The sequence below is a fragment of the Streptomyces seoulensis genome (assembly GCF_004328625.1).
Taxonomy (GTDB): Bacteria; Actinomycetota; Actinomycetes; order Streptomycetales; family Streptomycetaceae; genus Streptomyces; species Streptomyces seoulensis.
On the sequence record NZ_CP032229.1, the window covers coordinates 499,174 to 524,782 of the forward strand.

The following is a 25,609-nucleotide window of genomic DNA, read 5'->3' on the forward strand; positions in this document are numbered from 1 at the left end:
CGGTTCCCCGTCCGGCCGGGCCGTTCGCGTGTCCCGAGGAGGCCCTCAGCGGGCCATCTCCTCCTTGAGCGCCGCCACGAAGGTGTCGACGTCGTCCTCGGTGGTGTCGAAGCCGCACATCCAGCGGACGTCACCGGCCGCCTCGTCCCAGAAGTAGAAGCGGAACCGCTTCTGCAGCCGGACGCTCACGTCGTGCGGGAGCCGGGCGAAGACGCCGTTGGCCTGCACCGGGTGCAGGATCTCCACGCCGTGCACCGCGCGGACGCCCTCGGCGAGCCGCTGGGCCATCTCGTTGGCGTGCCGGGCGTTGCGCAGCCAGAGGTCCTTGGCGTACAGGGCCTCCAACTGCACGGAGACGAAGCGCATCTTGGACGCGAGCTGCATGGACAGCTTGCGCAGGTGCTTCATGTGGGAGACGGCGTCCTGGTTGATGACCACGACCGCCTCGCCGAACAGGGCACCGTTCTTCGTCCCGCCCAGCGACAGGATGTCGACGCCGACCGCGTTGGTGAACGCCCGCATGGGGACGTTCAGGGAGGCGGCGGCGTTGGATATCCGGGAGCCGTCCAGGTGCACCTTCATGCCGTGCGCGTGGGCGTGTTCGCAGATCGCGCGGATCTCGTCGGGCGTGTAGAGGGTGCCCAGCTCGGTGGACTGGGTGATCGAGACGACCTGGGGCATCGCCCGGTGCTCGTCGTCCCAGCCGAACGCCTGCCGGTCGATCAGCTCGGGGGTGAGCTTGCCGTCCGGGGTGGGCACGGTGAGCAGCTTCAGCCCGCCCATCCGCTCGGGCGCGCCACCCTCGTCCACGTTGATGTGCGCGCTCTCGGCGCAGATCACCGCGCCCCAGCGGTCGGTGACCGCCTGGAGCGCGACCACGTTGGCCCCGGTGCCGTTGAACACCGGGAACGCCTCGGCGGTCGCGCCGAAGTGGCTGCGGATGATCCGCTGGAGGTTCTCGGTGTACTCGTCCTCGCCGTACGCGACCTGGTGGCCGCCGTTGGCCAGGGCCACGGCGGCGAGCACCTCGGGGTGCGCCCCGGCGTAGTTGTCGCTGGCGAAACCGCGGACCTGCGGGTCGTGGTGACGACGGGCGTCGGTCCTGGGAGGGTTCACGGCTTCTCGGTCAGCCACAGACGGTTTCCGTTCACTTCGGCGGCGGGCCTGCCCCAGACGCCCTCGATGGCCTCGGCCAGCTCCTTGACGTCCGTGAAGCCCGCGAACTTCGCGTTGGGGCGCTCCGCGCGCATCGCGTCGTGCACCAGCGCCTTCACCACCAGGATGGCAGCCGCGGCCTGCGGGCCGTCCTCGCCCCCCGCCTTGCGGAAGCCGTCGGCCATAGCCAGCGTCCACGCCTCGGCCGCGGCCTTGGCGGCGGAGTACGCGGCGTTGCCCGCGGTCGGCTTGGACGCGCCGGCGGCGCTGATCAGCAGGTAACGGCCGCCCCCGGCGCGCTGGAGGGCGTCGTAGAAGGCGAGCGAGGTGTGCTGGACGGTGCGGACGAGCAGTTTCTCCAGCAGGTCCCAGTCGGCGAGGTCGGTGTCGTCGAACTTGGCGCCGCCGCGCCAGCCGCCGACCAGGTGGACCAGGCCGTCGACGCGGCCGAACTCCTTCTCGATGCCGGCGGCCCAGGCGCGGGTGGAGTCCAGGTCGAGCAGGTCGACCGTCTCGCCGGTGACCGTGGCGCCGCCGTTGGCGTAGCGGGCCGCGTCCACGGCCTCCGCCAGCCGGGCGGGGTCGTTGTCCGCGCCGACCACGGTCGCGCCCGCCTCGGCGAGCCTGATCAGGGTGGCCCGTCCCGCCGGTCCGCCCGCACCGGCGACCGCGATCACCGCGCCCCGAAGAGCCCCGTTCTGCATCGTCTTCCCTTCTCCCACTGCCGTGTCGTCCCGGCGGTCGCTCACGCGGCGATCCGCTCGGCGCCGTCCGCGGTGATGCCCTTGGTCTCGGCGATCACATTCTTCAGCTTCTTGGCCAGCGCCTCGTAGAACATGCTCAGCGGAAACTCGTCCGGGAGCACGTCGTCCACCAGCTTGCGCGGCGGCAGGCCGAGGTCGAGGGCGTCGGGGCCCTTGGCCCACTTGGAGCCGGGGTGCGGGGAGAGGTAGGTGGCGACGAGTTCGTACCCGGCGAACCAGTGCACCAGCTTGGGGCGGTCGATGCCGTCGCGGTAGAGCTGCTCGATGTCGGCGCAGAGCTGGTTGGTGACCTGCGGGGCGCGCTCCCAGTCGATGGCGAGCTTGTTGTCGGTCCAGCGGACCACGTCGTGCTTGTGCAGGTAGGCGAAGAGGAGCTGGCCGCCGAGCCCGTCGTAGTTGCGGACGCGGTCGCCGGTGACCGGGAAGCGGAACATCCGGTCGAAGAGCACCGCGTACTGCACGTCACGGGCCTGCGGGACGCCGTCGGCCTCCAGCTTCACGGCCTCCTTGAAGGCGGTGAGGTCGCAGCGCAGCTCCTCCAGGCCGTACATCCAGAAGGGCTGGCGCTGCTTGATCATGAAGGGGTCGAACGGCAGGTCGCCGTGGCTGTGGGTGCGGTCGTGGACCATGTCCCAGAGCACGAACGCCTCTTCGCAGCGCTTCTGGTCGTGCACCATCGCGGCGATGTCCTCGGGCAGCTCCAGGCCCAGGATGCCGACGGCGGCGTCGGTGACCCGGCGGAAGCGGGCGGCCTCGCGGTCGCAGAAGATGCCACCCCAGGAGAAACGTTCCGGCGCCTCACGGACGGCGATGGTCTCCGGGAAGAGGACGGCGGAGTTGGTGTCGTACCCGGCCGTGAAGTCCTCGAAGGTGATGCCGCAGAACAGCGGGTTGTCGTACCGGGTGCGCTCCAGCTCGGCCAGCCAGTCCGGCCAGACCATGCGCAGCACGACCGCCTCCAGGTTGCGGTCGGGGTTGCCGTTCTGCGTGTACATCGGGAAGACGACCAGGTGCTGGAGGCCGTCCGCGCGGTCGGCCGCCGGCTGGAACGCCAGCAGCGAGTCCAGGAAGTCCGGCACCTCGAAGCCGCCCTCGGCCCAGCGGCGCAGGTCGGCCACCAGCGCGCGGTGGTACTCCGCGTCGTGCGCGACCAGCGGGGAGAGCTGCTCCACGGCGTCCACGACCCGGTCCACGGCCGCCTCCGCCTCGGCGCGCCCGGGGGCGCCCTCGGCGGTGAAGTCGATCGAGCCGTCCTTCGACTGCCATGGCCGGATCTGCTCCACCGCGGCCTTGAGGACGGGCCACGCCGGGTGCTCGACCACCCTGGTCAGCGAAGGAAGGTGTCCCTCCGGACCGGCCTGCACAAGAATTTCCGTCATGTCCCATCCTCCACGGGAGAACCTCGCGTATGGACACCGTATGCATACCCCGTTTCGCCTAACAAGAGGGGGCTCGGGAAATTATTCTGCGCGGCCGCATGGTCACCGCTGTTTTTGCGGCCTCAAACCGTGACCGCGCTCACTTTCGCTGCGGGTGCCGAGGCGGTCCGGGAGCGTGACCGGACGTTCCGTTCCGGCCACCGAACCTCCGGTGCCGCGCCGTGCACCACGGATCGCCCAGGTGAGGGCATCGCCGTTAGGCTGCGAGCCAGGCGTGCGGACGACGACACTCCGTCCCGTCCGCGAAAGCCGATCCGCCGTCGACGGAAGCGAGTTGAACCTTGAACTTCCTTACCATCGGGCACCGTGGGGTCATGGGTGTCGAGCCCGAGAACACGCTTCGTTCCTTCGCCGCCGCCGAGCAGGCCGGGCTGGACCTGATCGAACTCGATCTGCACCTGAGCAAGGACGGTGCGCTGATCGTCATGCACGACGCCTCGGTGGACCGCACCACGGACGGCACCGGGCAGATCGCCGAGAAGACCCTCGCGGAGCTGCGCGCGCTGGACGCGGGGCGCGGCGAGCGGGTGCCGGTGTTCGAAGAGGTGCTGGACGCGGTCCGGGCGCCGGTCCAGGCCGAGATCAAGGACGTGGCCGCCGCGAAGGCGCTGGCGGAGGTGATGCTCCGGCGGGACCTCGTCTCCCGCGTGGAGGTCATCTCCTTCCACGACGAGGCGCTCGCCGAGATCTCCCGGCTGGTGCCGGGGGTGCGCACCGCGCTGGTGGCCGAGCACTACGGCCCCGAGGTGGTGGCCCGCGCGGTGGCGGTCGGCGCGGCGACCCTCTGCCTGGACGTCCGCCGGCTGACGCTGGAGGTAGTGGAGAAGGCGCGCGCGGCGGGCCTGAGGGTCTTCGCCTGGGTGGTGAACACCCAGGACGAGCTGCGGCTGGTGCGCGCCCTCCAACTGGACGGCGCGACCACCGACCTGCCGGACATCAAGCGCACGGGCCGCTTCACGGCCTAGGTCTCAGACCAGCGGCTTGACCAGCAGCTCGAAGCAGAGGTCGGGGCGGCGGGGGATGCCGAAGCGCTCATCGCCGTACGGGAACGGGGTCGTCTCACCCGTACGGCGGTAGCCCCGGCGCTCGTACCAGCCGATCAGGTCGTCGCGGACCGAGATCACCGTCATGTGCATCTCGGTGACGCCCCAGTCCGCCCGTGCCAGCCGCTCCGCCTCGGCCAGGACCGCCTTGCCGAGGCCCGCTCCCTGGACGGTGGGGCTGACCGCGAACATGCCGAAGTAGGCGTGCGTACCCCGGTGTTCGAGCTGGCAGCAGGCGACGATCCGGCCCTCCCGCTCCACCACCAGCAGCCTGCTGTCGGGCGTCTTGATGACCTGGCGCACGCCCTCGGGGTCGGTGCGCTGCCCGTCCAGGATGTCCGCCTCGGTCGTCCACCCGGCCCGGCTGGCGTCCCCCCGGTACGCCGACTCGACGAGCGCGACGAGGGCGTCCACATCGACGTCGGTGGCGTCTCGGAACGTCGGTCCGGTGGGGGTCTCCATGGCGGTGTACTCCGATCTGGGGCGCGGCTGAACAGGGACGAGCGTAGCCGGGCGGCTAGGCTCCGCTCGCATGGTGCATGTACTGAGCAGCCGTACCCTCGTCCGCCCCACGGACCCCGAGCGCTCCCGGGCCTTCTACGGGGGGCAGCTCGGGCTCGCCGTCTATCGCGAGTTCGGGGAGGGGCCCGAGCGCGGGACCGTGTACTTCCTGGGCGGTGGCTTCCTCGAACTCTCCGGGCGCTCCGAGACCCCGCTCGCGCCCTCGGTGCGGCTGTGGCTCCAGGTGCCGGACGCGGCCGCCGCGCACGACGAGCTGCTGGCCGAGGGCGTGGAGATCGTCCGGGCGCCGGTCCGGGAGCCGTGGGGGCTGATCGAGCTGTGGATCGCCGACCCGGACGGCATCCCGGTCGTGCTGGTGGAGACCCCGGCGGACCATCCACTGCGGTACCGGCCGGGCATCTGACAACACCACCTCAGCCGCGCAGGGCGCCCAGCCGGCCTTCGAGACCGTCGAGGAGACCGGCGAGCAGCCCGGACAGCTCATCCTGGCGGCCGGGGGTCAGTACGGACAACACGGCCTCCTCGTAGGCGAGTTGCTCGGGCAGGATGCCGTCCACGAGGTCGCGTCCGGCGTCGGTGAGGCGGAGGTGGGAGACGCGGCGGTCGCGGGTGTCGCCGCGCCGCTCGACCAGTCCGCGCCCGGTGAGCTGCTTGACCCGCTTGGTCACGGCCGCCCCGGAGGAGAAGGTCTCCCGCGCCAGCTCCCCCGGCGTCAGCTCGTGCCCCGTCCGGCGGAGCGCGCCGAGCAGGTCGAACTCCGCCCGGCTGAGCCCGGCCCGGCGCAGCGGGGCGTCCTCGGCCTGCTGGAGGAGGGCGGCGCAGCGGTTGATCCGGCCGATGACCTCCATGGGCCCGGTGTCCAGCGCGGGGTGCACGGCACGCCACTGCCGGACGACCGAGGCGACGGTGTCCGCCCTCGGCTGCTGGTCTGCCGTGTCCGTCATGGCCGCGTGTCCTCCGTGGTGCCGTGTCGGTCCTGCTTCAAGGGTGCGGCTTCCCGGTGCCGCACCGCAGCCGCGAGCGTACGGTGTCCGGCCTGCTCGGCGAGCGCGAGGCGTTCGGTGGGGAAGGGTCGCTGCCACCACTCCCCCCGCGCGGCGTCGGCGGTGGCGCGCAGGTCGGTCAGCGCACGGGCGAGGGCTCGGCGGGCCTCGGGCAGGGCGTGGGGCGCGGGGCGGGCCAGCAGGTGTTCGGTGTGCGCGCCGGCGTTCTCGACGGCGGTCAGCGCTTCGTGCACGCGGTCACCGGCCCGGCGGTTGGTGACGAGCACGGCGGCGGCGAACCCGGCCGACGCGCCGACAAGGGTGTCCAGCACCCGCTGGGTGATCAGCAGGCCGGGGTCCTGGAGGTGGGTGAACTCGGTGATGAGCAGCGCCATGGGGGTTACGCAGACCGTGCCGAGCCAGTAGTTGCGGGCGATGAGCGCCTCCGCGCCGAAGCTGCACGCGAGGCAGCACAGGACGAGCGTGACGGGGTGGAGGTGGGTCAGCGGGGTGAGCGCGGCGAAGACGAGCACGCCGAGGAGGTTGCCGACGACGCGCTGGACGCTCCGGTTCCAGGTGAGGGTGACGTTGGCCTGGTAGAGGGAGGCGGCGGTGACCAGGGCCCAGTAGGGGCGGCCCACGCCGAGGGAGAGGGCGGCCAGACCGGCCAGCGCGCAGCCCAGGGCGGTGCGGGTGGCCACGGGGGCCAGGTGGCTGAAGGGGACGCGGGCGGGGCGGGGGTGTGTGCCGGCCTCGTGGGCGGCTTCCGCCTGCGGCACCGGGCCGGTGCCGCGCAGTGCCCCGGCCCAGGCGCGGAGTTGCTCCGGGTCGGCGTCGGCGGACTCGGCGCGCAGCAGCAGGTTCTCCAGGGCGCGCCGGGTGGAATCGGAGCGGGTGCCGGGGGAACGCAGGGTCTGCCAGGCGGTGTGCAGGGCGGCATGGGCGGGCGCGTGGCTCTGGTCGGCGAGGCCGGCGGCGGCGTGCAGAGCGGCGGCGACGGCCCGGCGCTCGGGTCCGTGCGGGCGGAGCAGCCCGGGGGCCATGCAGACGAGCCAGGCCCAGGCTCCGGCGGCGAGGGTGAGGCCGAGGTGGGCGGGGACCTGGCCGGGCGTCTGCGGGATGAACAGCGCGGCGGAGCTGATGAAGGTGACGACGACATTGCCGGGGGGGCCGACGCGGGTGGCCTCGCAGACCGTCTTCTGCGCGGCGGCCAGCAGGGCGCCGACGAGCACCAGGACGACAGGGCCCGGGGTGAGCGCCGAGGCGAGCAGGGCGACGGCGAGTCCGGCCGTCATGCCGAGCACGACACCGGTGAGGACGCGGGCGCGGGCCGCGTAGGGGCGCTGATGGGCGTAGAGCGCGCAGAGGGACCCGGCCATCGCGTAGAGGGCGAGGTCGAGGCGGCCGAGGGCCAGCAGGAGGAGGTTGGGCGGGGCCGCCGACACGACCACGCTCAGCGCGGGCTTGAACCAGATCGCGGAGGGTCCTTGGAGGCGGAGCGCCTGGACGAGGGGAAGGCGGCGGCTGCTCATACGAATAACTTAACAGGTGTTTCACCAGTAAAAGACTTATCGTGGGCCCGCAACCGCCCTGGTCACACGCCGTGCTCCGGTGAACGCTCCCCGTACACCCCCTTGCGCTCGCGTGCGCTGCGCGTGGCATGGGCATCGCATCCCTCGACATGGCGTCGAACGGGGGTGGTGCGCGTGCACGGACCGGTGTCACCGGCCTGGCTGCTGGTCGCGCTCTGCGCGGCGACCGGCGCCTACTGCCTGCTGCGGATGCGCAGCGGGGTCGAGGAGCAGCGCCGCGCGGCGGGCGGCGAGGCGCTGATGGGCTTCGGGATGGCGGCGATGGCGGTACCCGCCGCGGTGTTCGCCCCGCCGCGCTGGGTGTGGCCGCTGTACGCGGCGGTCTTCGGGCTCGCCGCCCTGCGCGCGCTGTGGTCGGCGCGGCGGAGCGCCCACCATCTGCACCATCTGCTGGGCAGTACGGCGATGGTGTACATGGCGGTGCTGATGGCCGCCGCCCCGGCTCCCCACCACCACACGGGCGGCTCGGGCCCGGCGTGGCTGACGGGCGCGCTGCTGCTGTACTTCACCGGCTACGTCCTGCTGACCGGCGCCCGTCTGGTGCCGGTCACCGTACGGGGCGGCCCCGGCGCGGTGCGGTGGGGCGACCGGCCCGAGCTGTCCCGGGTGTGCCGGCTGTCGATGGGGATCGGCATGCTGGCGATGCTCCTGACGATGTGACACCTCAAGCGGCGTGCGGCGCACGGGAGTTGCCTGCGTCACTTCGGCGCCGGTGAGCGGTCCGCTGCTCATAGGGTGCTGCCCATGACCGTCCCCGTGGCACTGCTGCTGCTCGGCATCCTGACCTCCGTCGCCGCCCCGCGCCTGCTGGGCCGGGCCGACTGGCCGGACCGGGAGCCGGTGGTGGCGCTGTGGGCCTGGCAGTGCGTGGTGGCCGCCGTCCTGCTGTGCTGCGCGCTGTCGATGACGCTGAGCGCGGCGGCGGCCTGGCAGGAGGTGCGCGGGCATCTGTTCGGCGGGGCCCCGCACGGGGTCGTCGAGGCGTACGCCCTCGGCGCGGCGGGTCCCTGGGCCGCGCCGACCGCCGTGGCGCTCGCCTGCGGCGGGCTGTGGACCCTGACGATGCTGGCCGGTGAGGTGCTGCGCGCGCGGCGCCGCCGGCGGGCGGGCCGGGCCGAACTCCTCCGGCGGGCGCCCCTGTTGCAGGGCGAGGAGCCGGGCGGACGGCTGGTGGTCGTGGAGGCCGACCACCCCGACGCCCACTGGCTCCCCGGCGCCACCCCTCAACTCGTCGTCACCACGGCCGCCCTCCGCCGCCTCAAGGGCAGCCGCCTGGACGCCCTGCTGGCCCACGAACAGGACCACGCCCGCTTCCGCCACGACTGGCTGCTGCACTGTTCCGCAGCTCTGGCCGGCGGCTTTCCCCAGGTGCCGGTCTTCGCCGCCTTCCGTAACGAGATGCACCGCCTGGTCGAACTGGCCGCCGACGACACCGCCTCCCGCCGCTTCGGCCGCGTCACCACCGCCCTCGCCCTGGTCGACCTCAACGAGCACCGCGGTGTCTTCGGCCCGTCCCCCACCCCCGAGGCCCAACTACCCCACCGAGTGAACCGCCTCCTGGCCGCCCGAACCCGCCTCCCGGCCCCCCAACGCCTCCGGCTTACGGCAACAGCCGCCCTGGTACCGGCACTTCCGGTGCTCGTCGCTTTCGTCCCGGGGTTGCGGGCGCTGCATTAGGGTCTGTCGTCCGCGATGGGCCGACGCGTCGGGTGATGCTCCGCGTCTTCATGGACGAGGATCGCCCCATGCCCCGCCGACCCACCCTTCTGCTCGCCCTCCCCTCCGCCCTCCTCCTCGCCCTCGTCGCCCTCCACTGGTCCCCTCTCCTCGCGATGGACGAGGGCATCGCCCGCACCACCCACCGCTGGGCCGTGAGGGAGCGGGGGGTCACGCAGACCGTTCGGGTGCTGACCGACTGGGTCTGGGACCCGGTGACGATGCGGCTGTTGTGTGCCGGGGTCGCGGTGTGGCTGGGGTGGAGGAGGGCGGCCTGGGGGACGGCGGTGTGGCTGTTGGTCACCTGTGCCGTGGCGGCCATGGTGCAGCAGGCGGTCAAGGCGGGTGTCGCGCGGCCGAGGCCGGTGTGGCCGGACCCCGTGGACAGTGCGCGGTTCGCCGCGTTTCCGTCCGGGCACGCCATGACGGCCACCGTGGTGTGCGGGCTGCTGCTGTGGCTGGTCCGCGAGAGCGGGGTGCGTGGGCCCCGTTGGTACGGTGCGGTCGTCCTGGCCGTCGTCTCCGTGCTCGGTGTCGGTCTCACCCGGGTCTGGCTGGGGGTGCACTGGTTCTCGGACGTGCTCGGGGGCTGGCTGTTCGGGGCCTTGGTGGTGGCCGTCGCCGTACGGGTCCATGAGCGCCGGAGTAGGGTCCGCCCATGACCGCTGTGCTGTTCGACTTCTCGGGCACCCTGTGCCGCGTCGAGTCCACCGAGTCCTGGCTCCGCGCCACCCTCACAGCGACCGGCATGACGATGGAGGAGCCTCAACTCCTGCAAGCCGCAGCCGCGTTGGAGAAGGCGGGCGCACTGCCCGGCGGTGCCGAACCGAGCACCGTACCGGAGGAGCTGGCCGGGACGTGGGCCGGGCGGGACCTCGACGCCGCCTCGCACCGGGCCGCGTTCACCGGCCTCTCCCTGCAGGTGCCGCTGCCCGAGGAGACCCTCCACGACGCGCTGTACGACCGGCACATGACCCCCGCCGCGTGGACCCCGTACCCGGACGCGGCCCACGTCCTCGGAGAACTGCGGCAGCGCGGGATCGCCGTGGGCGTCGTCAGCAACATCGGCTGGGACCTGCGGCCGGTCTTCCGCGAGCACGGGCTCGACGCGTACGTGGACGCGTACGTGCTGTCGTACGAGCACGGTGTGCGCAAGCCGGACCCGCGCCTGTTCGCCGCCGCCTGCGCGGAGTTGGGGGTGGAGCCCGAGCGCACGGTGATGGTCGGGGACAGCAGGGTGGCCGACGGAGGCGCCGCCGTGCTCGGCTGCCGGGTGCACTTCGTGGAGCATCTGCCGGCGCACGAACGCCCGGACGCCCTGCTGGCGGTGCTGGACCTGCTGCCGGACGCGGAACTGCCGTCCGTCTGAGGCGCTCCCCCGCGGCGCTCAGACGAACGGCAGCCCTGAGAAGGCCCCGCGCGATGCGGTGCCTCACGCCTTGAGTATAGTTGGCTGACAGCCAGTCAACGCAGGAGTTCGACAATGTCCCCGCGCAGCGCCTCGGTCAATGAAGAGCTGCGGCGGCGTTCGCGCGAGCGGCTCCTCCACGCAGCGGTCGAACTGGTGGACGAGCGCGGGTTCGAGGCGACGACCCTCGGCGACATCGCGGACCGCGCCGGATCGGCGCGCGGACTGGTCTCGTACTACTTCCCGGGCAAGCGTCAGCTCGTCCAGTCCGCCGTGCACCGGCTGATGCACCGCACGCTGGAGGAGGCGCTGGAGCGGGAGCCGCGTACCGAGGACGGGCGGGAGCGGCTGGCCCGTGCCATCGACGCGATCCTGGGACTGGCGCGGGAGCGGCCGGTGCTCATGCGCCAGCACATGGCGGGCCTGCTGCACGAGGAGGGCTTCGTGCAGTGCCCGGAGCAGCAGCGCCTCTCCGAACTCCTCGGCGACACGATCGCCCGCAGCGGCGCGGAGGACGGCACGGCCGGCTATCCGATGCTCCGGGCGCTGCTGATGGGCGCGGTGTACGCGGCGCTGGTACCAGGCGTACCGATGCCGATACCCGTACTGCGCGCGGAGCTGTTCGAGCGGTACGGACTCGACGGCGAGCCGGGTCTCCCGGCGGACGGCGAGCCGGACCGGGGCGACCTCTCCCGCTTCTTCGCCACGGAGAGGCGGCCTGAGGGCCCGGGCGAGTAGTCCGCTCCCCTGCCGACCCCGCCGCGCGGTGCCATGCTGGAGCCGTCAGGGCTGTCTCCCGATGCCCACGGGGTGAGGAGTACGCCGTGCTGCGGGTCGCCGTCGTCGGCTCCGGACCGAGCGGGTGCTACACCGCGCAGAATCTGGTGGAGCGCCACCCCGACGTGCACGTGGACGTGCTGGACCGGCTGCCGGCCCCCTTCGGGCTGGTGCGCTACGGCGTCGCCCCGGACCACGAGAAGATCAAGTCGCTCCAGGGCGGCCTCCGGACGGTGCTGGAGCACGACCGGGTCCGGTTCCTCGGCGGAGTCGGGGTGGGCGGCCCGGACGGGGTGCCGGTGGAGCGGCTGCGGGAGCTGTACCACGCGGTGGTGTACTGCGTGGGCGCGGCGGCGGGCCGCCCGCTGGGGATTCCGGGCGAGGAACTGCCGGGGAGCTGGTCGGCGTCGGAGTTCGTGTCCTGGTACAGCGCGCATCCGGACGCGGCCGACGAGGGTTTCCTGCGCGACGTGCGCTCGGCGGTGGTCATCGGGGTCGGCAATGTGGCCGTGGACGTCACACGGATGCTGATGCGCGGCGCAGCCGAGCTGCACGGTACGGACATGCCGCAGGCCGCGCTGGAGATGCTGGCCGGGGGCGGGGTCGGCGCGGTGACGATGGCCGGGCGGCGCGGGCCCACCCAGGCCCGGTTCACCACCAAGGAGCTGCGCGAGCTGGGCCGTCTGCCGGGCGTCGGGGTCTCGGTCGACACGGCGGAGCTGGCCCTCGACCCCGGCTTCGTGGACCTCGCGGCGCTGCCCGCCGCCCGGCGCCGTAACGCGGAGGTGCTGCGGGACTGGGCCGCCGTCTCGCCCCCGGACACCGGTCGGACGATCAGCCTGCGGTTCTTCCTGCGTCCGGTTCAGGTGCTGGAGGCGGACGGCCGGGTGGGCGGGGTCCGCTTCGAGCGCACCGAGCCGGACGGGCGGGGCGGGGTGCGGGGCACGGGCGTGTTCGAGGACGTCCCGGCGCAGCTGGTGCTCCGCTCGGTGGGGTACCGGGGGATGCCGCCTCAGGGGCTGCCGTCCGACCCCGAGACCGGGATGGTGCCGCATCTGGCGGGCCGGGTGCTGAGCGACGGCGTGCCGGTGCCCGGGGCGTACGTGGCCGGGTGGATCAAGCGGGGCCCGACCGGGGTCATCGGCAGCAACCGCTCCTGCGCCAAGGAGACGGTGACCTCGCTGCTGGAGGACGCCCCCGCGCTGGAGTCCCGCGAGGTGCCCGGGGACCCGCTGCCGGGGCTGCGGGCGGCGGGCGCGGACCCGGTGGCGTGGCCGGGCTGGCTGGCGATCGAGCGGGCCGAGGCGGAGCTGGGCGCGAGCCTGGGCCGGAACCCGGTCAAGCTGTCCGACTGGGAAGCGCTGTGGGCGGCGGCGCGGTCGGAGTAACGCGGCGGAGGGCGTCTCCGCGTGTCCCCACCGTTCACGTGGGCATGACACACAGCGGCAACGCACCGGAAATCAACAGATTGTTCAAGGCCCCTACGGTCTCGTGCTGTCCCGTTGCCGCTCCCCGCCCGCCGCTGAGGAGGCCCCATGGCCACGACCGCCGAAGTGCACCCCGTCGACGAGATACCCCCGGTACGGCAGCTCGCGGCCTTCGGGCTCCAGCATGTGCTGGCCATGTACGCGGGCGCCGTGGCCGTCCCGCTGATCGTGGGCGGCGCCATGCGGCTCTCCCCCGCCGACCTGGCGTATCTGATCACCGCCGACCTGCTGGTGTGCGGGGTGGCGACGCTGATCCAGTGCGTCGGCTTCTGGCGGTTCGGGGTACGGCTGCCGATCATGCAGGGATGCACCTTCGCGGCCGTCTCGCCGATGGTGCTGATCGGTACGACGGGCGGCGGCCTGCCCGCGATCTACGGCTCGGTGATCGTCGCGGGGCTGGCGATCATGCTGCTGGCGCCGGCCTTCGGCCGGCTGCTGCGGTTCTTCCCGCCGCTGGTCACCGGCACGGTCATCCTGATCATCGGGGTCTCCCTGCTGCCGGTGGCGGGCAACTGGGCGGCCGGCGGGGCGGGCGCGAAGGACTTCGGGGCGCCCCGGAACCTGGCGCTGGCCGGGTTCGTCCTGCTGGTGGTGCTCGCCGTGCAGCGCTTCGCCCCGCCCTTCCTGGCCCGGGTGGCCGTACTGACCGGCATCGTGGTGGGTCTGGCCGTCGCGGTGCCGTTCGGCTTCACGGACTTCGGCGGGGTCGCGGACGCGGACTGGGTGGGGATCAGCACCCCGTTCCACTTCGGGGCGCCCGAGTTCCGGGTGTCCGCGATCGTGTCCATGCTGGTGGTGGCGCTGGTGACGATGACGGAGACCACCGGTGACCTCATCGCGGTGGGCGAGCTGACCGGCCGCGAGGTCGAGCCGCGCTCCCTGGCGGACGGGCTGCGCGCGGACGGCCTGTCGACCGTGCTGGGCGGCGTCTTCAACACCTTCCCGTACACCGCGTACGCGCAGAACGTGGGCCTGGTCGGGATGACGCGGGTCCGCAGCCGCTGGGTGGTCGCGGCCGCGGGTGCGCTGCTGGTCCTCCTCGGGCTGCTGCCCAAGCTGGGCGCCGTCGTGGCGGCCGTCCCGGCGCCGGTGCTCGGCGGGGCGGGGCTGGTCATGTTCGGCACGGTCGCGGCGAGCGGTCTGCGCACCCTGGCCCGCGTGGACTTCCGGGACAACCACAACCTCACCGTCGTCGCCGTCTCGGTCGCGGTCGGCATGCTCCCGGTGGGCGTGCCGACGGTGTACGCGAAGTTCCCGGACTGGTTCCAGACGGTGATGAACAGCGGCATCAGCGCGGGGTGCCTGACGGCGATCGTGCTGAACCTGCTGTTCAACCACCTGCCTGGCCGGAAGGCCGAGGAGGCTCCCGTACAGGTCGGGGAGCGTGTCTAGGCCGCTTCCTCCGTCGGCACCAGTCCCGCGACGATCTCCTCCAGCCGGGGCAGCGTCCGCTGGGCCGCGAGTGCGGCGGCGATGGCCACGGCGACGCCCGCCCAGGCCATCGGGCCGAGCGGGGTGCAGCCGACCAGGCGGCTGACGGCGGGGGTCTGGATGACGGCCACCAGGACCCCGGCGGAGCCGAGGGCGGTGACCCGGACCAGGGTGCTGTCGCGGCGGTCGAGGAGGGTCTGGACGAGCTGGGTGCCGACGACGCCGCACAGGGCCATGGTGCTGGCGCGGCGGGCGGTGCCGGGGGTGTAGCGGCCGATGAGCCAGGCGGCGATGGCGCCCAGCGCGGTGGTCAGGGCCCGGTGCCGGATCTGCCGGATCAGCGGGGTGCCGAGGACCCCGCCCGCCGCGTCCTCCGGGGAGGCGGTGCGGTCGCGTGCCCCGGCTTCGTCGCCGTCCTTGGGGGTCACGGCCACCGCCATGGCCGGGAAGAGGTCGGTGAACAGGTTGACCAGCAGCATCTGCCGGGTGGACAGCGGGGCGGTGCCGGAGAGCAGGGTGCCGAGGATGCCGAAGCCGACCTCGCCCGCGTTGCCGCCGATGAGGATGGCGATGGCGTCCGCGACGCTGTGCCACAGCGAACGCCCTTCGCCGATGGCGTCGATGAGGACGGTCAGGTCGTCGTCGGTGAGAACGATGTCGGCGGCGTTGCGCGCGGCGGCCGAGCCCCGTGCGCTGATGCCGACGCCGATGTCGGCGGCCCGGATCGCGGCGGCGTCGTTCGCACCGTCGCCGACCATGCCGACCACCCGGCCCGCGTCCCGCAGCGCCTCCACGACCTGGAGTTTCTGCTCGGGCGCGACACGGGCGACGACCCCGGCGTCCCGCAGCATCCGGGCGCGGGTGCGCCGGTCGGCGGCGGCCAGTTCGTCGCCGGTGACCACCTCGGTGTCCTCGGGCCAGCCGAGTTCCCGGGCGATGGCGCGGGCGGTCTGCGGGTGGTCGCCGGTGAGCATGACGGGCCGTACGCCCTCCTCGTAGAGGCCGCGCACCAGCGCCTTCGAGGTCTCCCGGGGTACGTCGGAGAGCGCGAGCAGACCGGTGAACTCCAGTCCGTTCAGCGGGCCTTGGAGGGCGTCGGCCTCCGACTCGCCCTCGTCGAGGCGCCGCATCGCCACCGCGAGGACGCGCAGGCCGGCGCCGGCGAGGGAGTGCGCGGAGTCGTCGGCGCGGCCGGAGAGGTCCGCGCAGCCGGGCAGGACGGTCTCGGGGGCGCCCTTGACGACCAGGGTCCGGGGGCCGTCGCCGTCGCGGCCCACGGCGGCGGCGTATCCCCGCGCGGCCTCGAAGGAGAGGCCGCCGAGCTGGGTCCAGCCGGGGTCGGGGGCGGCCGCGTCGATGACGGCCTCGTCGGTGGCGTGCACCGGGCGCCCGGAGCCGCCGTTGACGCGGGGGCAGGCTCGGGCGGCGCGGCGCAGGGTGGCGGCGGGGCCCGCCTCGCCCGCGTCACCGGCCGCCCACTCGATGCCCTCGGCGTCGGTCACCCGCACGACCCGGAGCCGGTTCTCGGTGAGGGTGCCGGTCTTGTCGAAGCAGAAGGTGTCGACCCGGCCCAGCGCCTCCAGGGTGCGCGGGGTGCGGACCAGGACGCCGTCGCGGCTCAGCCGGCGGGCGGCGGCGAGCTGGGCGACCGTGGCGACCAGCGGCAGCCCCTCGGGCACGGCGGCGACCGCGACGGCCACGCCCCCGCTGACCGCCTCGCGCACCGGGGTGCCGCGCAGCAGGGCGAGCCCGGTCACGGCCGCGCCGCCGGCGAGGGTCAACGGCAGTGCCTTGCGGGTGAGTTCCTGGAGCCGGGCCTGCACCCCGGCGGCCGGGGGCGTGCGGGCGGCGAGGTGGACGGCGCGGGCGGCCTCGGTGCGCTCACCGGTGTCGACGACGACTGCCTGCGCGGTGCCGGCGACGACGGTGGTGCCCTCGAAGACCATGCAGCGCCGGTCGGCGACGGCCGCGTGCGGGGTGACCCCGACGTGCTTGTGCACGGGCAGGGACTCACCGGTCAGCGCGGACTCGTCCACCTCAAGACCGTCCTGCCGGAGCAGCCGGGCGTCGGCGGGGACCACGTCGTCGCCCTTCAGCTCGATCACGTCGCCGGGCAGCAGCTGTCCCGCGTCCACGGTGCGGGTGCCGCCGGCGGGCGCCTCCTCGGGCGGGGGCGCGACCCGTGCCTTGCGCTGCTGCTCGGCGTGCAGCCCGGACAGCGCCCGCTCGGCGCGCAGCCGCTGGACCCCGCCGACCAGCGCGTTCAGGTCGAGGGCGCCGACGACGAGCAGGGCGTCCACGACCGAACCGAGGATCGCGGAGGCGGCGGAGCCGACGGCCAGCACCGGGGTGAGCGGGTCGTCCAGCTCGCCGCGTACCGCCCGGCCGAGCTGCCAGGTGAAGCGTGCGGGGGCGAGCGCGGGGACGCGGGCGATCCGGCCGGCTCTCTTACGGGCCTCGGTGGCGGCCCGCTCCAGCATGCCCGGCTCGGGGGGTGCCTCGCGGTCCAGGCGTTCCACCGCCTCGTCGGGGTCGAGTTCGTGCCAGCGCACGCGGGCGTGCGGGTGCGGGGCGCGGGCGACGGCCACCTTGAGGGCGGCCCAGACGCCGTACACCAGGGCGGTGAGCGCGCCGGTGTCGACGGGGGCGTGCCGCATCCCGGGCAGGACCGAGCGGCTCCCCCGGCCGCGCCGGGCCTCGCCGACGGCCACCAGCAGGCCGGAGAGCGCGGCGCCGGAGCGGGCCAGGACCTGGCCCCGGCTGCCGACGGCGCGGGCGGCCGGGATCGCGGTGAGCAGCCGCCACACGTCGGGCAGGCCGTGCGGGGCGAGGATGTCGGCGCCCCAGATGACGGCGCCCTCCAGGTCGGTGAGCGCGACGGCGATGTCGGCGGCGTCGAGCCCGGCCAGGACGTCGGCCTCGGCCAGGGCACGCGGCCGGGCGACGGTGATGACGACGCGTTCCTCGCCGCCCGCGCCGCTCTCGGCGTCCTCCGCGTCCAGTTCTCCGCGCAGGGCGTGCACGACGTCGTCCAACGGCCTTCTGGCGTCGACCACTTGGTCCGCGAGCCCGGCGAAGTCCTCCAGCGCGGGGTCGTCGACGAGGACGACGCGCAGCCGGGCGCGGCGGGCCGCGTCGAGCACGGCCTCGGTCCACGGGTCGGGGAGCCCCTCGCCGGTGCGCAGCGCACTCGGGTGCAGCAGGAGGGTCCCGGCCATCTCCAGCTGTCTGAGCCGCTCCGGATCGCGGACCAGCACGTCGGCGCGGGCGAGGGCGGTGCCGAGTACGGCGTGGAAGGCGGCCGGGGCGTAGCGGGCGGCCTTGGGCGAGCCGGAGAGGGCGGCCTCGGCGGCCGAGTTCAGGTTCCGCTTGACCAGCAGCGCGGCCACGGCGCCGAGCACGCTGCCCGCCGAGGCGTGGGCGGCGTACACCTGGGCCGGGGACTCGCGCAGCGGCGGGCGCGGGCAGCCGGTGGGGGCGACGCTGAGGCGCTCGGGTCCGCACAGTTCGTCGTGCAGGGAGTCGAAGGCGGCGGCGCGGGCCATGGTCTCGGTGAGCTGGAGGGAGCGCAGGGTGCCGTCCAGGACGAGGGAGGTGGGGGTCTGTCCGGCGGCGTGCACGAGCGCGTTGGCACTGGCCAGCAGGAGATCCATGCGGGCGGCGCCGATCCGGGCGCGCAGCAGGGCGCGGACGCGCGGGTTCTCCCGGAGCAGGGTGACGCAGGCGGTGACCGCGCGGGGGGTCGGGGGCAGCCGCAGCAGGTAGCCGGTGAGGGCGGCGGTGATGCCGATCAGGTCGACGCCGAGGGTGGTGGCGGCGGCACGCACGCCGGCCGGGTCGGCGGGGTGGTCGTACTCCTCGGGGTCGCCGCCCGCCACGAGCAGGCCGTGGTGTTCGGCGAGTTCGGCGGCGCGGTCCACGACGCGGTCGCCGACGGCGTCCTCGGTCAGGGTCACGACCAGGCGGGCGAGGCCGTCGTCCCAGTAGGCGAGGAGGACGTCGGGCCGCTCGGCGAGGGCCACCGCGATCCGGCGGCCCAGGTGGGCGCGGCCGCCCGCCTCCCGGACCCGGTCGGGTTCGGCGGCGCGCAGCGGGAGGTGGACGCGGGCGCCGGAGCGCCAGTGGGCGGGGCCGCCGGGCAGCGCGGTGCGGGCGACGCGGCTCACGCGTACGGCCGCGTCCGCGCCGCGTACGCCGGCCCGCGCGGTGCCCGCGGCGGCGCCGGCCGCCGCGCCGATGAGGGGGGCGGCGGCCTCGGCGAGGAGCCGGGGCAGGCGGACGGCGGCGGACGGGGCGGTGAGGAGGTTGAGGACCATCGAGGCCGTCAGAGGCTGGTGCGTTCGGGGCGGGCGGTGGGCCCGAGCTGTCCGGTGGCGCCCTTGGAGTGCTTGCCGGACTTCTTGCCGTGCTTCTTGTGCGACTCAGGGTGCGCGGACTCAGGATGCGCGGACCCCGTGTCCGTCGCCTTCACCGGGCCGGGGGCGTCGTGGTGCCCGGCGTGCAGTGCCGCGTCGCCCACCTCGGCCTCGCCGGCGGGCGCGGGCTCCTCGATCACGACCTCCGTGGTCTCGGCCACCGGGGTCACGAGCGGCGGGCGGGGCTGGGTCAGCCAGGCGATGGCGGCGCCGGTCAGCGCCACGGGCCACTCCACCACCCCGGCGACGCCGAGCACCCCCGCCCCGGTGTACACCGCCAGGCGCCGTCCTCTGGGTGAGATCACGCCGATCACGTCCAGCGTGTCCTGGGCCGCCCTGTTGACCGCCGACGCGCCGGGCACCTTGCTCAGGAGCGAGGCGGCGCCGCGCAGGGGCGCGGTGAGGACCGACGACGACGTGTGCTCAGCCATGACTCTCCTCGGGCGAGATCGCCTGCCGTGCCCCACCCGGTGCCCGGAGGCACGCGCACGCTGGTCACCCCCTCCACTCCCCAGGAGACGCCAAGCACCGGACCCTCGCCACTCGGCCCGACCGCCGGCCTACGACGTGGCCAGCTCCCGCTGATAACCGGCGTAGGCCGTCCGGAGCGCCTCGCCGGGCCAGTCGGCGGGCAGCAGGGGGGCGGGCAGCACCGGGTCGGTGAGGAGATGGCGTACGACGGCCGCGTAGGCGGTGAGGCGGTCGGCGGGGTGGCGGGCAGCGGTCGCCCGGCCGAGGAGGGCGCGTGCCTCGGCCGCCCAGTTGTCCAGGGGCCACAGGCGGGCCACGAGGTGGGGGGCCGGCTCGTCGGGGCGGGCGGTGTACGTCAGGGCCACCCCGGCCAGCTCCCCGGGCAGCGGCCGGACGAGGTTGGCGGGACGCAGCCAGACGCCCTCGCGGAGTTCGGCCAGGCGCAGCGCGGTCAGCCGGGCGCGCAGCTCGGCGCGCTCGGCCGGGCCGCGTCCGGTCGCCGTGATCACGACCATCTCCCAGGCGCCGTCCCACGCGCGCGTGCGCGGCGCCACGGCCTCGTCCTGGCGGCGCTGGCGGGCCAGCAGGCGGTCGCTGAGCCCGTACACCGCGTCGGTGCGGCACAGGTCGCCCGCGGCCACCATCCGGCTGAGCGCGGCCCGCAGCGTGGAGCCGCCCACGCCGAACGGCTCGACCAGGCGCACCAGTTCCCGTACCGGCAGCCGGGGCGGGTGCGCGCCGAGCAGCAGGCTCAGTACGACCGACCGCGCGGACAACGGCCTGGTCACCGGCTCGGCCGACGGGTTGATGCCCATGGGGACGTACTGTACGTGCGCCGATCCGTGTTGCGTCATTGCTACAACCGTACGGAGAGTGCAACATGGCCGTATGGACCCGATGCCCGAGCAGTCGCCGTCGTCCGCCACCCACGACGTCACCAACCAGCCCCCGCCGCTGGCTCCCTACGACGCGTCCGCCGACGCCGCCCTGCTGGAGGGGCTGCGCCGGGAGGGCGCCGGGTGGGCCGAGGAGGACGTCCGGCTGCTGGGGCTGCGGGCGGGCGGCGCCGAGGCGCAGGAGTGGGGCGAGCTGGCCAACCGGCACGAGCCGGAGCTGCGCACCCACGACCGGTACGGCAACCGCGTCGACGAGGTCGAGTTCCACCCGAGCTGGCACCACCTGATGCGCACCGCCGTCGCCGAGGGCCTGGCCGGCACCCCGTGGGCGGAGGACCGCCCCGGCGCGCACGTGGCCCGTACGGCGGGCGGCCTGGTCTGGGGGCACACCGAGGCGGGGCACGGCTGCCCGACCTCGATGACGTACGCGGCCGTCCCCGCCCTGCGCGCCCAGCCGGACCTGGCCAAGGTGTACGAACCGCTGCTCACCAGCCGGGAGTACGAGCCGGGGCTGCGGCCGCCCACCGAGAAGCGGGGGCTGCTCGCCGGGATGGGGATGACCGAGAAGCAGGGCGGCTCCGACGTCCGCACCAACACCACCGTGGCCACGCCGACGGACGAACCCGGCGCGTACACGCTGCGCGGGCACAAGTGGTTCACCTCGGCGCCGATGTGCGACGTGTTCCTGGTGCTGGCGCAGGCTCCGGGCGGGCTCTCCTGCTTCCTGGTGCCCCGGGTGCTGCCGGACGGCACCCGCAACACCTTCCGCATCCAGCGCCTGAAGGACAAGCTCGGCAACCGCTCCAACGCGTCCTCCGAGCCGGAGTTCGACCGTACGGTGGCGTGGCTGGTCGGGCCGGAGGGGCGCGGGGTGAAGACCATCATCGAGATGGTCAACTGCACCCGGCTGGACTGTGTGATGTCCTCGGCGACGCTGATGCGCAAGACGCTGGTGGAGGCCGGCCACCACGCCCGGCACCGCAGCGCCTTCGGCGCCCGGCTGCTCGACCAGCCCCTGATGCGGAACGTCCTCGCCGATCTCGCGCTGGAGTCGGAGGCGGCGACGACGCTCACCCTCCGCCTCGCGGGCGCGGCGGACCGGGCGGTGCGCGGCGACGAGGGCGAGCGCGCGTTCCGCCGGATCGCCACCGCCGTGGGCAAGTACTGGGTCACCAAGCGCGGCCCGGCCTTCACCGCCGAGGCGCTGGAATGCCTCGGCGGCAACGGCTACGTCGAGGACTCCGGCATGCCCCGCCACTACCGCGAGGCCCCCCTCCTCTCCATCTGGGAGGGCTCGGGCAACGTCAACGCCCTCGACGTGCTGCGGGCGTTGGGCCGGTCACCGGAGAGCGCGGAGTCGTTCTTCGGCGAGCTGGCCCTCGCACGCGGGGCGAACGCCCACCTGGACACCGCGGTGGCCTCGCTGAAGGGTGAGCTGGCGGAGGCGGACCAGTTGAGCGCGCGCCGGGTGGTGGAACGGATGGCCCTGACCCTCCAGGCGTCCCTCCTGGTCCGTCATGCGCCTGCAGCGGTGGCGGACGCGTTCTGCGCGACACGGCTGGGGGGCGACTGGGGGCACTCCTTCGGGACGCTGCCCTCCGGGACGGATCTGTCGGCGATCGTGGATCGGGCGCTGCCGGTCTGAGCGCCGGGTGCGTCGTCAGCCCGTCATGCGGCCCCATTGGGGGCCCAGGCGGGACCACTCCGTGTCCCAGCGGGACAGGCGGTGGCGTGCCAGGCGGGCGAGGAGGAGGCGGCCGCCGGCGTAGGGGACGGCGGCCGCGGCGGCGCCGGCCAGGGTGCCGATGAAGGCGGCGCGGACGGCGGCCTCGGTGGGGGTGGCGGGGCGGCCCGCGAGGCGGCCGCGCGCGTCGGTCCAGACGGCGACCGGTGCGCCGGTGGCCGCGCCGGGCGTGACCCGGACCTGGCCGGTGCGGGGTGAGCCGTCGGCGGCGGTCCAGCGGACCTCCGCCCAGACCCGTTCGCCGCTGGAACTGCGGGCGCCGGAGCGGCCGGGGGCGTGCGCGACGACGTAGGCGACCATGGGGCGCGAGGCGGCCCGTTCCTGGGCGAGGCCGTGCTCGACCGTCCGCGCCGACACCAGGCCCAGGGCCGCCCCGGCCAACAGGGTCAGCAGCCAGGCGCCCAGCAGTACCCACCCCTCCACCACGTCGGCACGGCGGCGCAGCGGATTCCTCCGCCACCGCCAGAGCCACCGATGCCGACGCTGCCGCCGACCACGGAACGCCTCCAAAGCCAGCCTCCTCCCGAGCACACCGAAAGACCGGACCGTCCTCCGATACGGACACCCGCCGCCCGTTGCTCAGGGTCACTGTCAGTGGCGGGGTGCAGACTGGGCGGAATCGGAACATGCCGCGTCCGACGCCGGTGCGGCACAGTGGACAACGAAGTCCCGGAGGTGGTCGTCATGACCGAGGTACTGCTCGCCGTGGGAACCCGCAAGGGCCTGTTCATCGGCCGACGGCGCGGCGGCGCCTGGGAGTTCGACGACGGCCCCCGCTTCAACGCCCAAGCGGTCTACGCGGTCGCCATCGACACACGCGGCGCGGTTCCCCGGCTGCTGGCCGGCGGGGACAGCTCGCACTGGGGCCCGTCGGTGTTCCACTCCGACGACCTGGGCCGCACCTGGACCGAGCCCGTCCAGCCCGCCGTCAGGTTCCCCAAGGACACGGGCGCCTCGCTGGAGCGCGTCTGGCAGCTGCACCCGGCCGCCGCCGAACCGGACGTGGTGTACGCGGGTACGGAACCGGCCGCGCTGTACCGCTCCGAGGACCGGGGCGAGAGCTTCGCGCTGGTACGCCCACTGTGGGAGCACCCGACCCGCTCGCGCTGGGTGCCGGGAGGCGGCGGCGAGGGGCTGCACACGGTGCTGACCGACGCCCGCGATCCGCGCGCGGTGACGGTGGCGGTCTCGACGGCCGGGGTGTTCCGCACGGCGGACGGCGGCGAGAGCTGGGCCCCGTCGAACTCCGGGGTGTCCGCCGTGTTCCTCCCCGACCCCGACCCGGAGTTCGGCCAGTGCGTGCACAAGGTCGCCCGGGACGCGGACGACCCCGACCGCCTGTACCTCCAGAACCACTGGGGCGTGTACCGCAGCGACGACGCGGGCGCCCACTGGACCGACATCGGCGCGGGCCTCCCCTCGACCTTCGGCTTCGCCGTCGCCGCGCATCCGCACCGGGGCGGCACGGCCTACGTCTTCCCCATCAACGCCGACTCCGACCGCGTCCCCGCCGACCACCGCTGCCGTGTCTTCCGCACCCCCGACGCCGGCAAATCCTGGGAACCCCTCTCGCGGGGCCTCCCCCAGGACGACCACTACGGCACCGTCCTGCGCGACGCCCTCTGCACCGACGACGCGGACCCGGCGGGCGTGTACTTCGGCAACCGCAACGGCGAGGTGTTCGCCTCCGCCGACGACGGGGACACGTGGGAACAGCTGGCGTCGCATCTGCCGGACGTGCTGTGCGTGCGAGCGGCGGTGGTGGCCTGAGGAGCACGTCCTGCGCGGCCGGAGGGGGCGCGGCGGGCCGACGCGAGACGGCGGCCCACCGCGCGGTGCCCTACGGCAGGCGCCAGTCCACCGGCTCCGCGCCCTGGCTCGTCAGCAGCTCGTTGGCCCGGCTGAACGGCCGGGAGCCGAAGAAGCCCCGGTCGGCCGACATGGGTGAGGGGTGGGCGGACTCGATGGCCGGGTAGTCGCCGAGGAGGGGACGGAGGTTGCGGGCGTCGCGGCCCCAGAGGACGGACACCAGCGGCTTGCCACGGGCGGCGAGCGCGCGGATGGCCTGCTCGGTGACCTCTTCCCAGCCCTGGCCACGATGGGCGCCGGGCTTGCGGGGCGCGGTGGTGAGGGCCCTGTTGAGCAGCAGGACGCCCTGGGAGGTCCACGGGGTCAGATCACCGTTGGAGGGCCGGGGCAGGCCCAGGTCGGTGTTCAGCTCCCGGTATATGTTCTCCAGGCTGCCCGGCAGCGACCGCACCTCCGGCGCCACCGCGAAGCTCAGCCCGATCGCCATGCCGGGCGTCGGGTAGGGGTCCTGACCCACGATCAGGACCCGCACATCGTCGAAGGGCTGCTGGAAGGCCCGCAGGACGTTCGCCCCGGACGGCAGATAGGTCCGTCCCGCCGCCACCTCGGCACGCAGGAAGTCCCCCATGGCCGTGATGCGATCGGCCACCGGGTCCAGGGCCTTCGCCCAGCCGGCCTCTACAAGTTCGTTCAACGGTCGTCGTGCCACGTCAAGTCACTCTACTGGCCATCACTGACATCGCCCGAACGGCTGTGGACAGACCTCCCCGCACCCCCTCTCCCCCGCTACCCTGCCTGCGTCGTACGCGCTCCGGCGAGAAGAGGGGAACTCCGTTGCTCCCAGACGGCAGCTCGGCCCACCCGCACAACTCCGGTTTCCTCGCGGTCGACTCGGGAGGCTCCGGCCTGCGCGTGGCCGTGGGGACTTACGACGGAGCGCCACCGGCCGAGGGCAGGTCCGCCGAGCCGGTACGGACCGGGGAACGGGGCATCGACCCGGGCCATCTGCTGGAGCGGGTACTGCCGTTGGCCCGGACCCTCGCGGCCGACGCCGGGGTGGAGCGGCTGACCACGGCCGTGATCGGCGCCGCCGGCTTCGCCACCCTGGGCGACGCCCTGCGCGCCGAACTGCCGGACGCGCTGACCGGGGCGCTCGGCGTACGGCAAGTGGCCCTCGCCGCCGACGCGGTCACCGCGTACATCGGTGCCCTCGGGCCCCGGCCGGGCGCCGTGCTCGCGGCCGGCACCGGCCTGATCGCCATCGGCACGGACCTGACCGCCTGGCGCCGCGCTGACGGCTGGGGCCACCTGCTGGGCGACTGCGGCGGCGGCGCCTGGATCGGCCGGGCCGGTCTGGAGGCGGCGCTCCGGGCGTACGACGGCCGCACGGGAGGCTCCGTACCGCTGCTGGAGCGGGCGCGGGAGCGGTTCGGGCAGCCCCCGGAGCTGCCGGGCCTGATCTATCCCCGGCCCGACCGCGCGGCCCTGCTGGCCTCCTTCGCCCCGGACGTCGCCGCGTGCGCCCCGCACGACCCCGTCGCCACCGGCATCCTGCGCGCGGCGGCCCGGCACATGGCCGAGTCGGCCGCCGCAGCCTGCCCGGCGTCCGGCATGCCCGAAGTGGCCTGCACCGGGGGCCTGTTGAATCTGGCCGATCCGCTCCTCACCTTCCTGCACGAGGAGTTGACCCGACAGGTGCCGCACGCCCGGCAGACGGTGGCCGAGGGCGACCCCCTGCACGGCTGCGTCCGGCTCGCCGTCGCGCTGGCCGCGGGGGAGGCCGTATGGCCGGAGGACCCGTACCTGTTGCATGTGACCGGCGCGGACAACAGGGCGACATAAAGGGAAATCCGGCACAGCGGGGCCCTCAACCACCCATTACGGGACCGGATCAGCCGCCCCATGTACGCAACTCATCCGACAAAACCGGACGGATACCGCTCACCTGCACCCTCCC

General features: G+C 74.2%; 23 protein-coding genes. 12 read left to right on the top strand and 11 right to left on the bottom strand.

What is annotated here, in order from left to right; genetic code table 11:
* Positions 1–45: 45 nt before the first annotated feature.
* From D0Z67_RS02295 to D0Z67_RS02305, 3 genes are read right to left on the bottom strand one after another with little or no spacing between them, the layout of a single operon-like run.
* The gene (locus D0Z67_RS02295) at positions 46–1,116 is read right to left on the bottom strand and encodes a threonine aldolase family protein (RefSeq protein ID WP_031180344.1); all 1,071 of its coding nucleotides are present in this window, start codon (positions 1,114–1,116) and stop codon (positions 46–48) included.
* On the bottom strand, positions 1,113–1,859 hold the full coding sequence (locus D0Z67_RS02300; RefSeq protein WP_031180343.1) for an SDR family oxidoreductase: 747 nt from the start codon (positions 1,857–1,859) through the stop codon (positions 1,113–1,115). Before D0Z67_RS02300 ends, D0Z67_RS02295 begins: the two co-directional genes overlap by 4 nt.
* 41 nt (positions 1,860–1,900) lie before the next feature.
* Positions 1,901–3,298, bottom strand: coding sequence for a DUF6421 family protein (locus D0Z67_RS02305; RefSeq protein ID WP_031180342.1), 1,398 nt, complete (start codon positions 3,296–3,298; stop codon positions 1,901–1,903).
* Between the two features lie 341 nt (positions 3,299–3,639).
* Between D0Z67_RS02305 and D0Z67_RS02310 the strand changes: the two genes are divergently transcribed.
* Positions 3,640–4,323, top strand: coding sequence for a glycerophosphodiester phosphodiesterase (locus tag D0Z67_RS02310; protein ID WP_031180341.1), 684 nt, complete (start codon positions 3,640–3,642; stop codon positions 4,321–4,323).
* Between the two features lie 3 nt (positions 4,324–4,326).
* On the opposite strand, the gene D0Z67_RS02315 is transcribed toward D0Z67_RS02310, so the two are convergent.
* Entirely contained in the window at positions 4,327–4,863 is a 537-nt protein-coding gene (locus tag D0Z67_RS02315; RefSeq protein ID WP_031180340.1) for a GNAT family N-acetyltransferase, read from the bottom strand.
* A gap of 70 nt (positions 4,864–4,933) precedes the next feature.
* Here D0Z67_RS02315 and D0Z67_RS02320 point away from each other — a divergent pair, with 70 nt between their 5' ends.
* Positions 4,934–5,326: a VOC family protein gene (locus D0Z67_RS02320; RefSeq protein ID WP_031180339.1), complete on the top strand. Its 393-nt coding sequence runs from the start codon at positions 4,934–4,936 to the stop codon at positions 5,324–5,326.
* A 10-nt stretch (positions 5,327–5,336) separates the two neighbouring features.
* Here the strand turns inward: D0Z67_RS02320 and D0Z67_RS02325 are convergent, their stop codons facing one another.
* A complete protein-coding gene (locus tag D0Z67_RS02325; RefSeq protein WP_031180338.1) occupies positions 5,337–5,867 on the bottom strand; it encodes a MarR family winged helix-turn-helix transcriptional regulator in 531 nt (176 codons plus the stop codon).
* Positions 5,864–7,438, bottom strand: coding sequence for an FUSC family protein (locus tag D0Z67_RS02330; protein WP_031180337.1), 1,575 nt, complete (start codon positions 7,436–7,438; stop codon positions 5,864–5,866). The genes D0Z67_RS02325 and D0Z67_RS02330 overlap by 4 nt, the downstream gene beginning before the upstream one ends.
* 174 nt (positions 7,439–7,612) lie before the next feature.
* On the opposite strand from D0Z67_RS02330, the gene D0Z67_RS02335 reads away from it, so the two are divergent.
* The 7 genes from D0Z67_RS02335 (at position 7,613) to D0Z67_RS02365 (ending at position 14,278) form a co-directional block, all read left to right on the top strand.
* Complete coding sequence (locus D0Z67_RS02335; protein ID WP_031180336.1) at positions 7,613–8,158, top strand: DUF5134 domain-containing protein; 546 nt, start codon at positions 7,613–7,615, stop codon at positions 8,156–8,158.
* Positions 8,159–8,242: 84 nt separating this feature from the next.
* Positions 8,243–9,175, top strand: a complete 933-nt coding sequence (locus tag D0Z67_RS02340; RefSeq protein WP_031180335.1) for a M56 family metallopeptidase — start codon at positions 8,243–8,245, stop codon at positions 9,173–9,175.
* Positions 9,176–9,243: 68 nt separating this feature from the next.
* Positions 9,244–9,876, top strand: a complete 633-nt coding sequence (locus D0Z67_RS02345) for a phosphatase PAP2 family protein (protein ID WP_234312671.1) — start codon at positions 9,244–9,246, stop codon at positions 9,874–9,876.
* Complete coding sequence (locus D0Z67_RS02350; protein WP_031180333.1) at positions 9,873–10,583, top strand: HAD family hydrolase; 711 nt, start codon at positions 9,873–9,875, stop codon at positions 10,581–10,583. The genes D0Z67_RS02345 and D0Z67_RS02350 overlap by 4 nt, the downstream gene beginning before the upstream one ends.
* A 114-nt stretch (positions 10,584–10,697) precedes the next feature.
* Complete coding sequence (locus D0Z67_RS02355; RefSeq protein ID WP_031180332.1) at positions 10,698–11,360, top strand: TetR/AcrR family transcriptional regulator; 663 nt, start codon at positions 10,698–10,700, stop codon at positions 11,358–11,360.
* Between the two features lie 86 nt (positions 11,361–11,446).
* Positions 11,447–12,787: an NAD(P)-binding protein gene (locus D0Z67_RS02360; RefSeq protein WP_031180331.1), complete on the top strand. Its 1,341-nt coding sequence runs from the start codon at positions 11,447–11,449 to the stop codon at positions 12,785–12,787.
* A 147-nt stretch (positions 12,788–12,934) separates the two neighbouring features.
* Positions 12,935–14,278 (top strand): nucleobase:cation symporter-2 family protein, encoded by a 1,344-nt coding sequence (locus tag D0Z67_RS02365; protein ID WP_051887535.1) that lies wholly within the window; start codon positions 12,935–12,937, stop codon positions 14,276–14,278.
* On the opposite strand, the gene D0Z67_RS02370 is transcribed toward D0Z67_RS02365, so the two are convergent.
* From D0Z67_RS02370 to D0Z67_RS02380, 3 genes are all read right to left on the bottom strand, one after another.
* A complete protein-coding gene (locus D0Z67_RS02370) occupies positions 14,275–18,633 on the bottom strand; it encodes a cation-translocating P-type ATPase (RefSeq protein ID WP_031180329.1) in 4,359 nt (1,452 codons plus the stop codon). The two genes, D0Z67_RS02365 and D0Z67_RS02370, sit on opposite strands and share 4 nt — an antisense overlap.
* A gap of 8 nt (positions 18,634–18,641) precedes the next feature.
* Positions 18,642–19,163: a hypothetical protein gene (locus D0Z67_RS02375; RefSeq protein WP_031180328.1), complete on the bottom strand. Its 522-nt coding sequence runs from the start codon at positions 19,161–19,163 to the stop codon at positions 18,642–18,644.
* Positions 19,164–19,292: 129 nt separating this feature from the next.
* Positions 19,293–20,018 (bottom strand): PaaX family transcriptional regulator C-terminal domain-containing protein, encoded by a 726-nt coding sequence (locus tag D0Z67_RS02380; protein ID WP_031180327.1) that lies wholly within the window; start codon positions 20,016–20,018, stop codon positions 19,293–19,295.
* A 73-nt stretch (positions 20,019–20,091) separates the two neighbouring features.
* On the opposite strand from D0Z67_RS02380, the gene D0Z67_RS02385 reads away from it, so the two are divergent.
* Positions 20,092–21,744 carry a DNA alkylation response protein gene (locus D0Z67_RS02385; protein WP_031180326.1) on the top strand — a complete coding sequence of 551 codons (1,653 nt, stop codon included), beginning with the start codon at positions 20,092–20,094 and terminating at the stop codon, positions 21,742–21,744.
* A 15-nt stretch (positions 21,745–21,759) separates the two neighbouring features.
* Here D0Z67_RS02385 and D0Z67_RS02390 read toward each other — a convergent pair whose 3' ends face one another.
* On the bottom strand, positions 21,760–22,353 hold the full coding sequence (locus D0Z67_RS02390; protein WP_031180325.1) for an Rv1733c family protein: 594 nt from the start codon (positions 22,351–22,353) through the stop codon (positions 21,760–21,762).
* Positions 22,354–22,437: 84 nt separating this feature from the next.
* Between D0Z67_RS02390 and D0Z67_RS02395 the strand changes: the two genes are divergently transcribed.
* A complete protein-coding gene (locus D0Z67_RS02395; protein WP_382847235.1) occupies positions 22,438–23,613 on the top strand; it encodes a WD40/YVTN/BNR-like repeat-containing protein in 1,176 nt (391 codons plus the stop codon).
* Positions 23,614–23,683: 70 nt separating this feature from the next.
* Here D0Z67_RS02395 and D0Z67_RS02400 read toward each other — a convergent pair whose 3' ends face one another.
* Positions 23,684–24,361 carry a uracil-DNA glycosylase gene (locus D0Z67_RS02400; RefSeq protein WP_031180323.1) on the bottom strand — a complete coding sequence of 226 codons (678 nt, stop codon included), beginning with the start codon at positions 24,359–24,361 and terminating at the stop codon, positions 23,684–23,686.
* Between the two features lie 125 nt (positions 24,362–24,486).
* On the opposite strand from D0Z67_RS02400, the gene D0Z67_RS02405 reads away from it, so the two are divergent.
* Positions 24,487–25,494: an N-acetylglucosamine kinase gene (locus D0Z67_RS02405; RefSeq protein WP_031180322.1), complete on the top strand. Its 1,008-nt coding sequence runs from the start codon at positions 24,487–24,489 to the stop codon at positions 25,492–25,494.
* Positions 25,495–25,609: the final 115 nt, after the last annotated feature.

What these genes read in the sequence shown, in the direction of transcription:
- D0Z67_RS02300 (WP_031180343.1), bottom strand. Translation starts at nt 1,859, where the DNA reads ATGCAGAACGGGGCTCTTCGGGGCGCGGTGATCGCGGTCGCCGGTGCG.
- D0Z67_RS02305 (WP_031180342.1), bottom strand. Translation starts at nt 3,298, where the DNA reads ATGACGGAAATTCTTGTGCAGGCCGGTCCGGAGGGACACCTTCCTTCG.
- D0Z67_RS02315 (WP_031180340.1), bottom strand. Translation starts at nt 4,863, where the DNA reads ATGGAGACCCCCACCGGACCGACGTTCCGAGACGCCACCGACGTCGAT.
- D0Z67_RS02320 (WP_031180339.1), top strand. Translation starts at nt 4,934, where the DNA reads ATGGTGCATGTACTGAGCAGCCGTACCCTCGTCCGCCCCACGGACCCC.
- D0Z67_RS02325 (WP_031180338.1), bottom strand. Translation starts at nt 5,867, where the DNA reads ATGACGGACACGGCAGACCAGCAGCCGAGGGCGGACACCGTCGCCTCG.
- D0Z67_RS02330 (WP_031180337.1), bottom strand. Translation starts at nt 7,438, where the DNA reads ATGAGCAGCCGCCGCCTTCCCCTCGTCCAGGCGCTCCGCCTCCAAGGA.
- D0Z67_RS02340 (WP_031180335.1), top strand. Translation starts at nt 8,243, where the DNA reads ATGACCGTCCCCGTGGCACTGCTGCTGCTCGGCATCCTGACCTCCGTC.
- D0Z67_RS02345 (WP_234312671.1), top strand. Translation starts at nt 9,244, where the DNA reads ATGCCCCGCCGACCCACCCTTCTGCTCGCCCTCCCCTCCGCCCTCCTC.
- D0Z67_RS02350 (WP_031180333.1), top strand. Translation starts at nt 9,873, where the DNA reads ATGACCGCTGTGCTGTTCGACTTCTCGGGCACCCTGTGCCGCGTCGAG.
- D0Z67_RS02355 (WP_031180332.1), top strand. Translation starts at nt 10,698, where the DNA reads ATGTCCCCGCGCAGCGCCTCGGTCAATGAAGAGCTGCGGCGGCGTTCG.
- D0Z67_RS02365 (WP_051887535.1), top strand. Translation starts at nt 12,935, where the DNA reads ATGGCCACGACCGCCGAAGTGCACCCCGTCGACGAGATACCCCCGGTA.
- D0Z67_RS02370 (WP_031180329.1), bottom strand. Translation starts at nt 18,633, where the DNA reads ATGGTCCTCAACCTCCTCACCGCCCCGTCCGCCGCCGTCCGCCTGCCC.
- D0Z67_RS02375 (WP_031180328.1), bottom strand. Translation starts at nt 19,163, where the DNA reads ATGGCTGAGCACACGTCGTCGTCGGTCCTCACCGCGCCCCTGCGCGGC.
- D0Z67_RS02380 (WP_031180327.1), bottom strand. Translation starts at nt 20,018, where the DNA reads ATGGGCATCAACCCGTCGGCCGAGCCGGTGACCAGGCCGTTGTCCGCG.
- D0Z67_RS02385 (WP_031180326.1), top strand. Translation starts at nt 20,092, where the DNA reads ATGGACCCGATGCCCGAGCAGTCGCCGTCGTCCGCCACCCACGACGTC.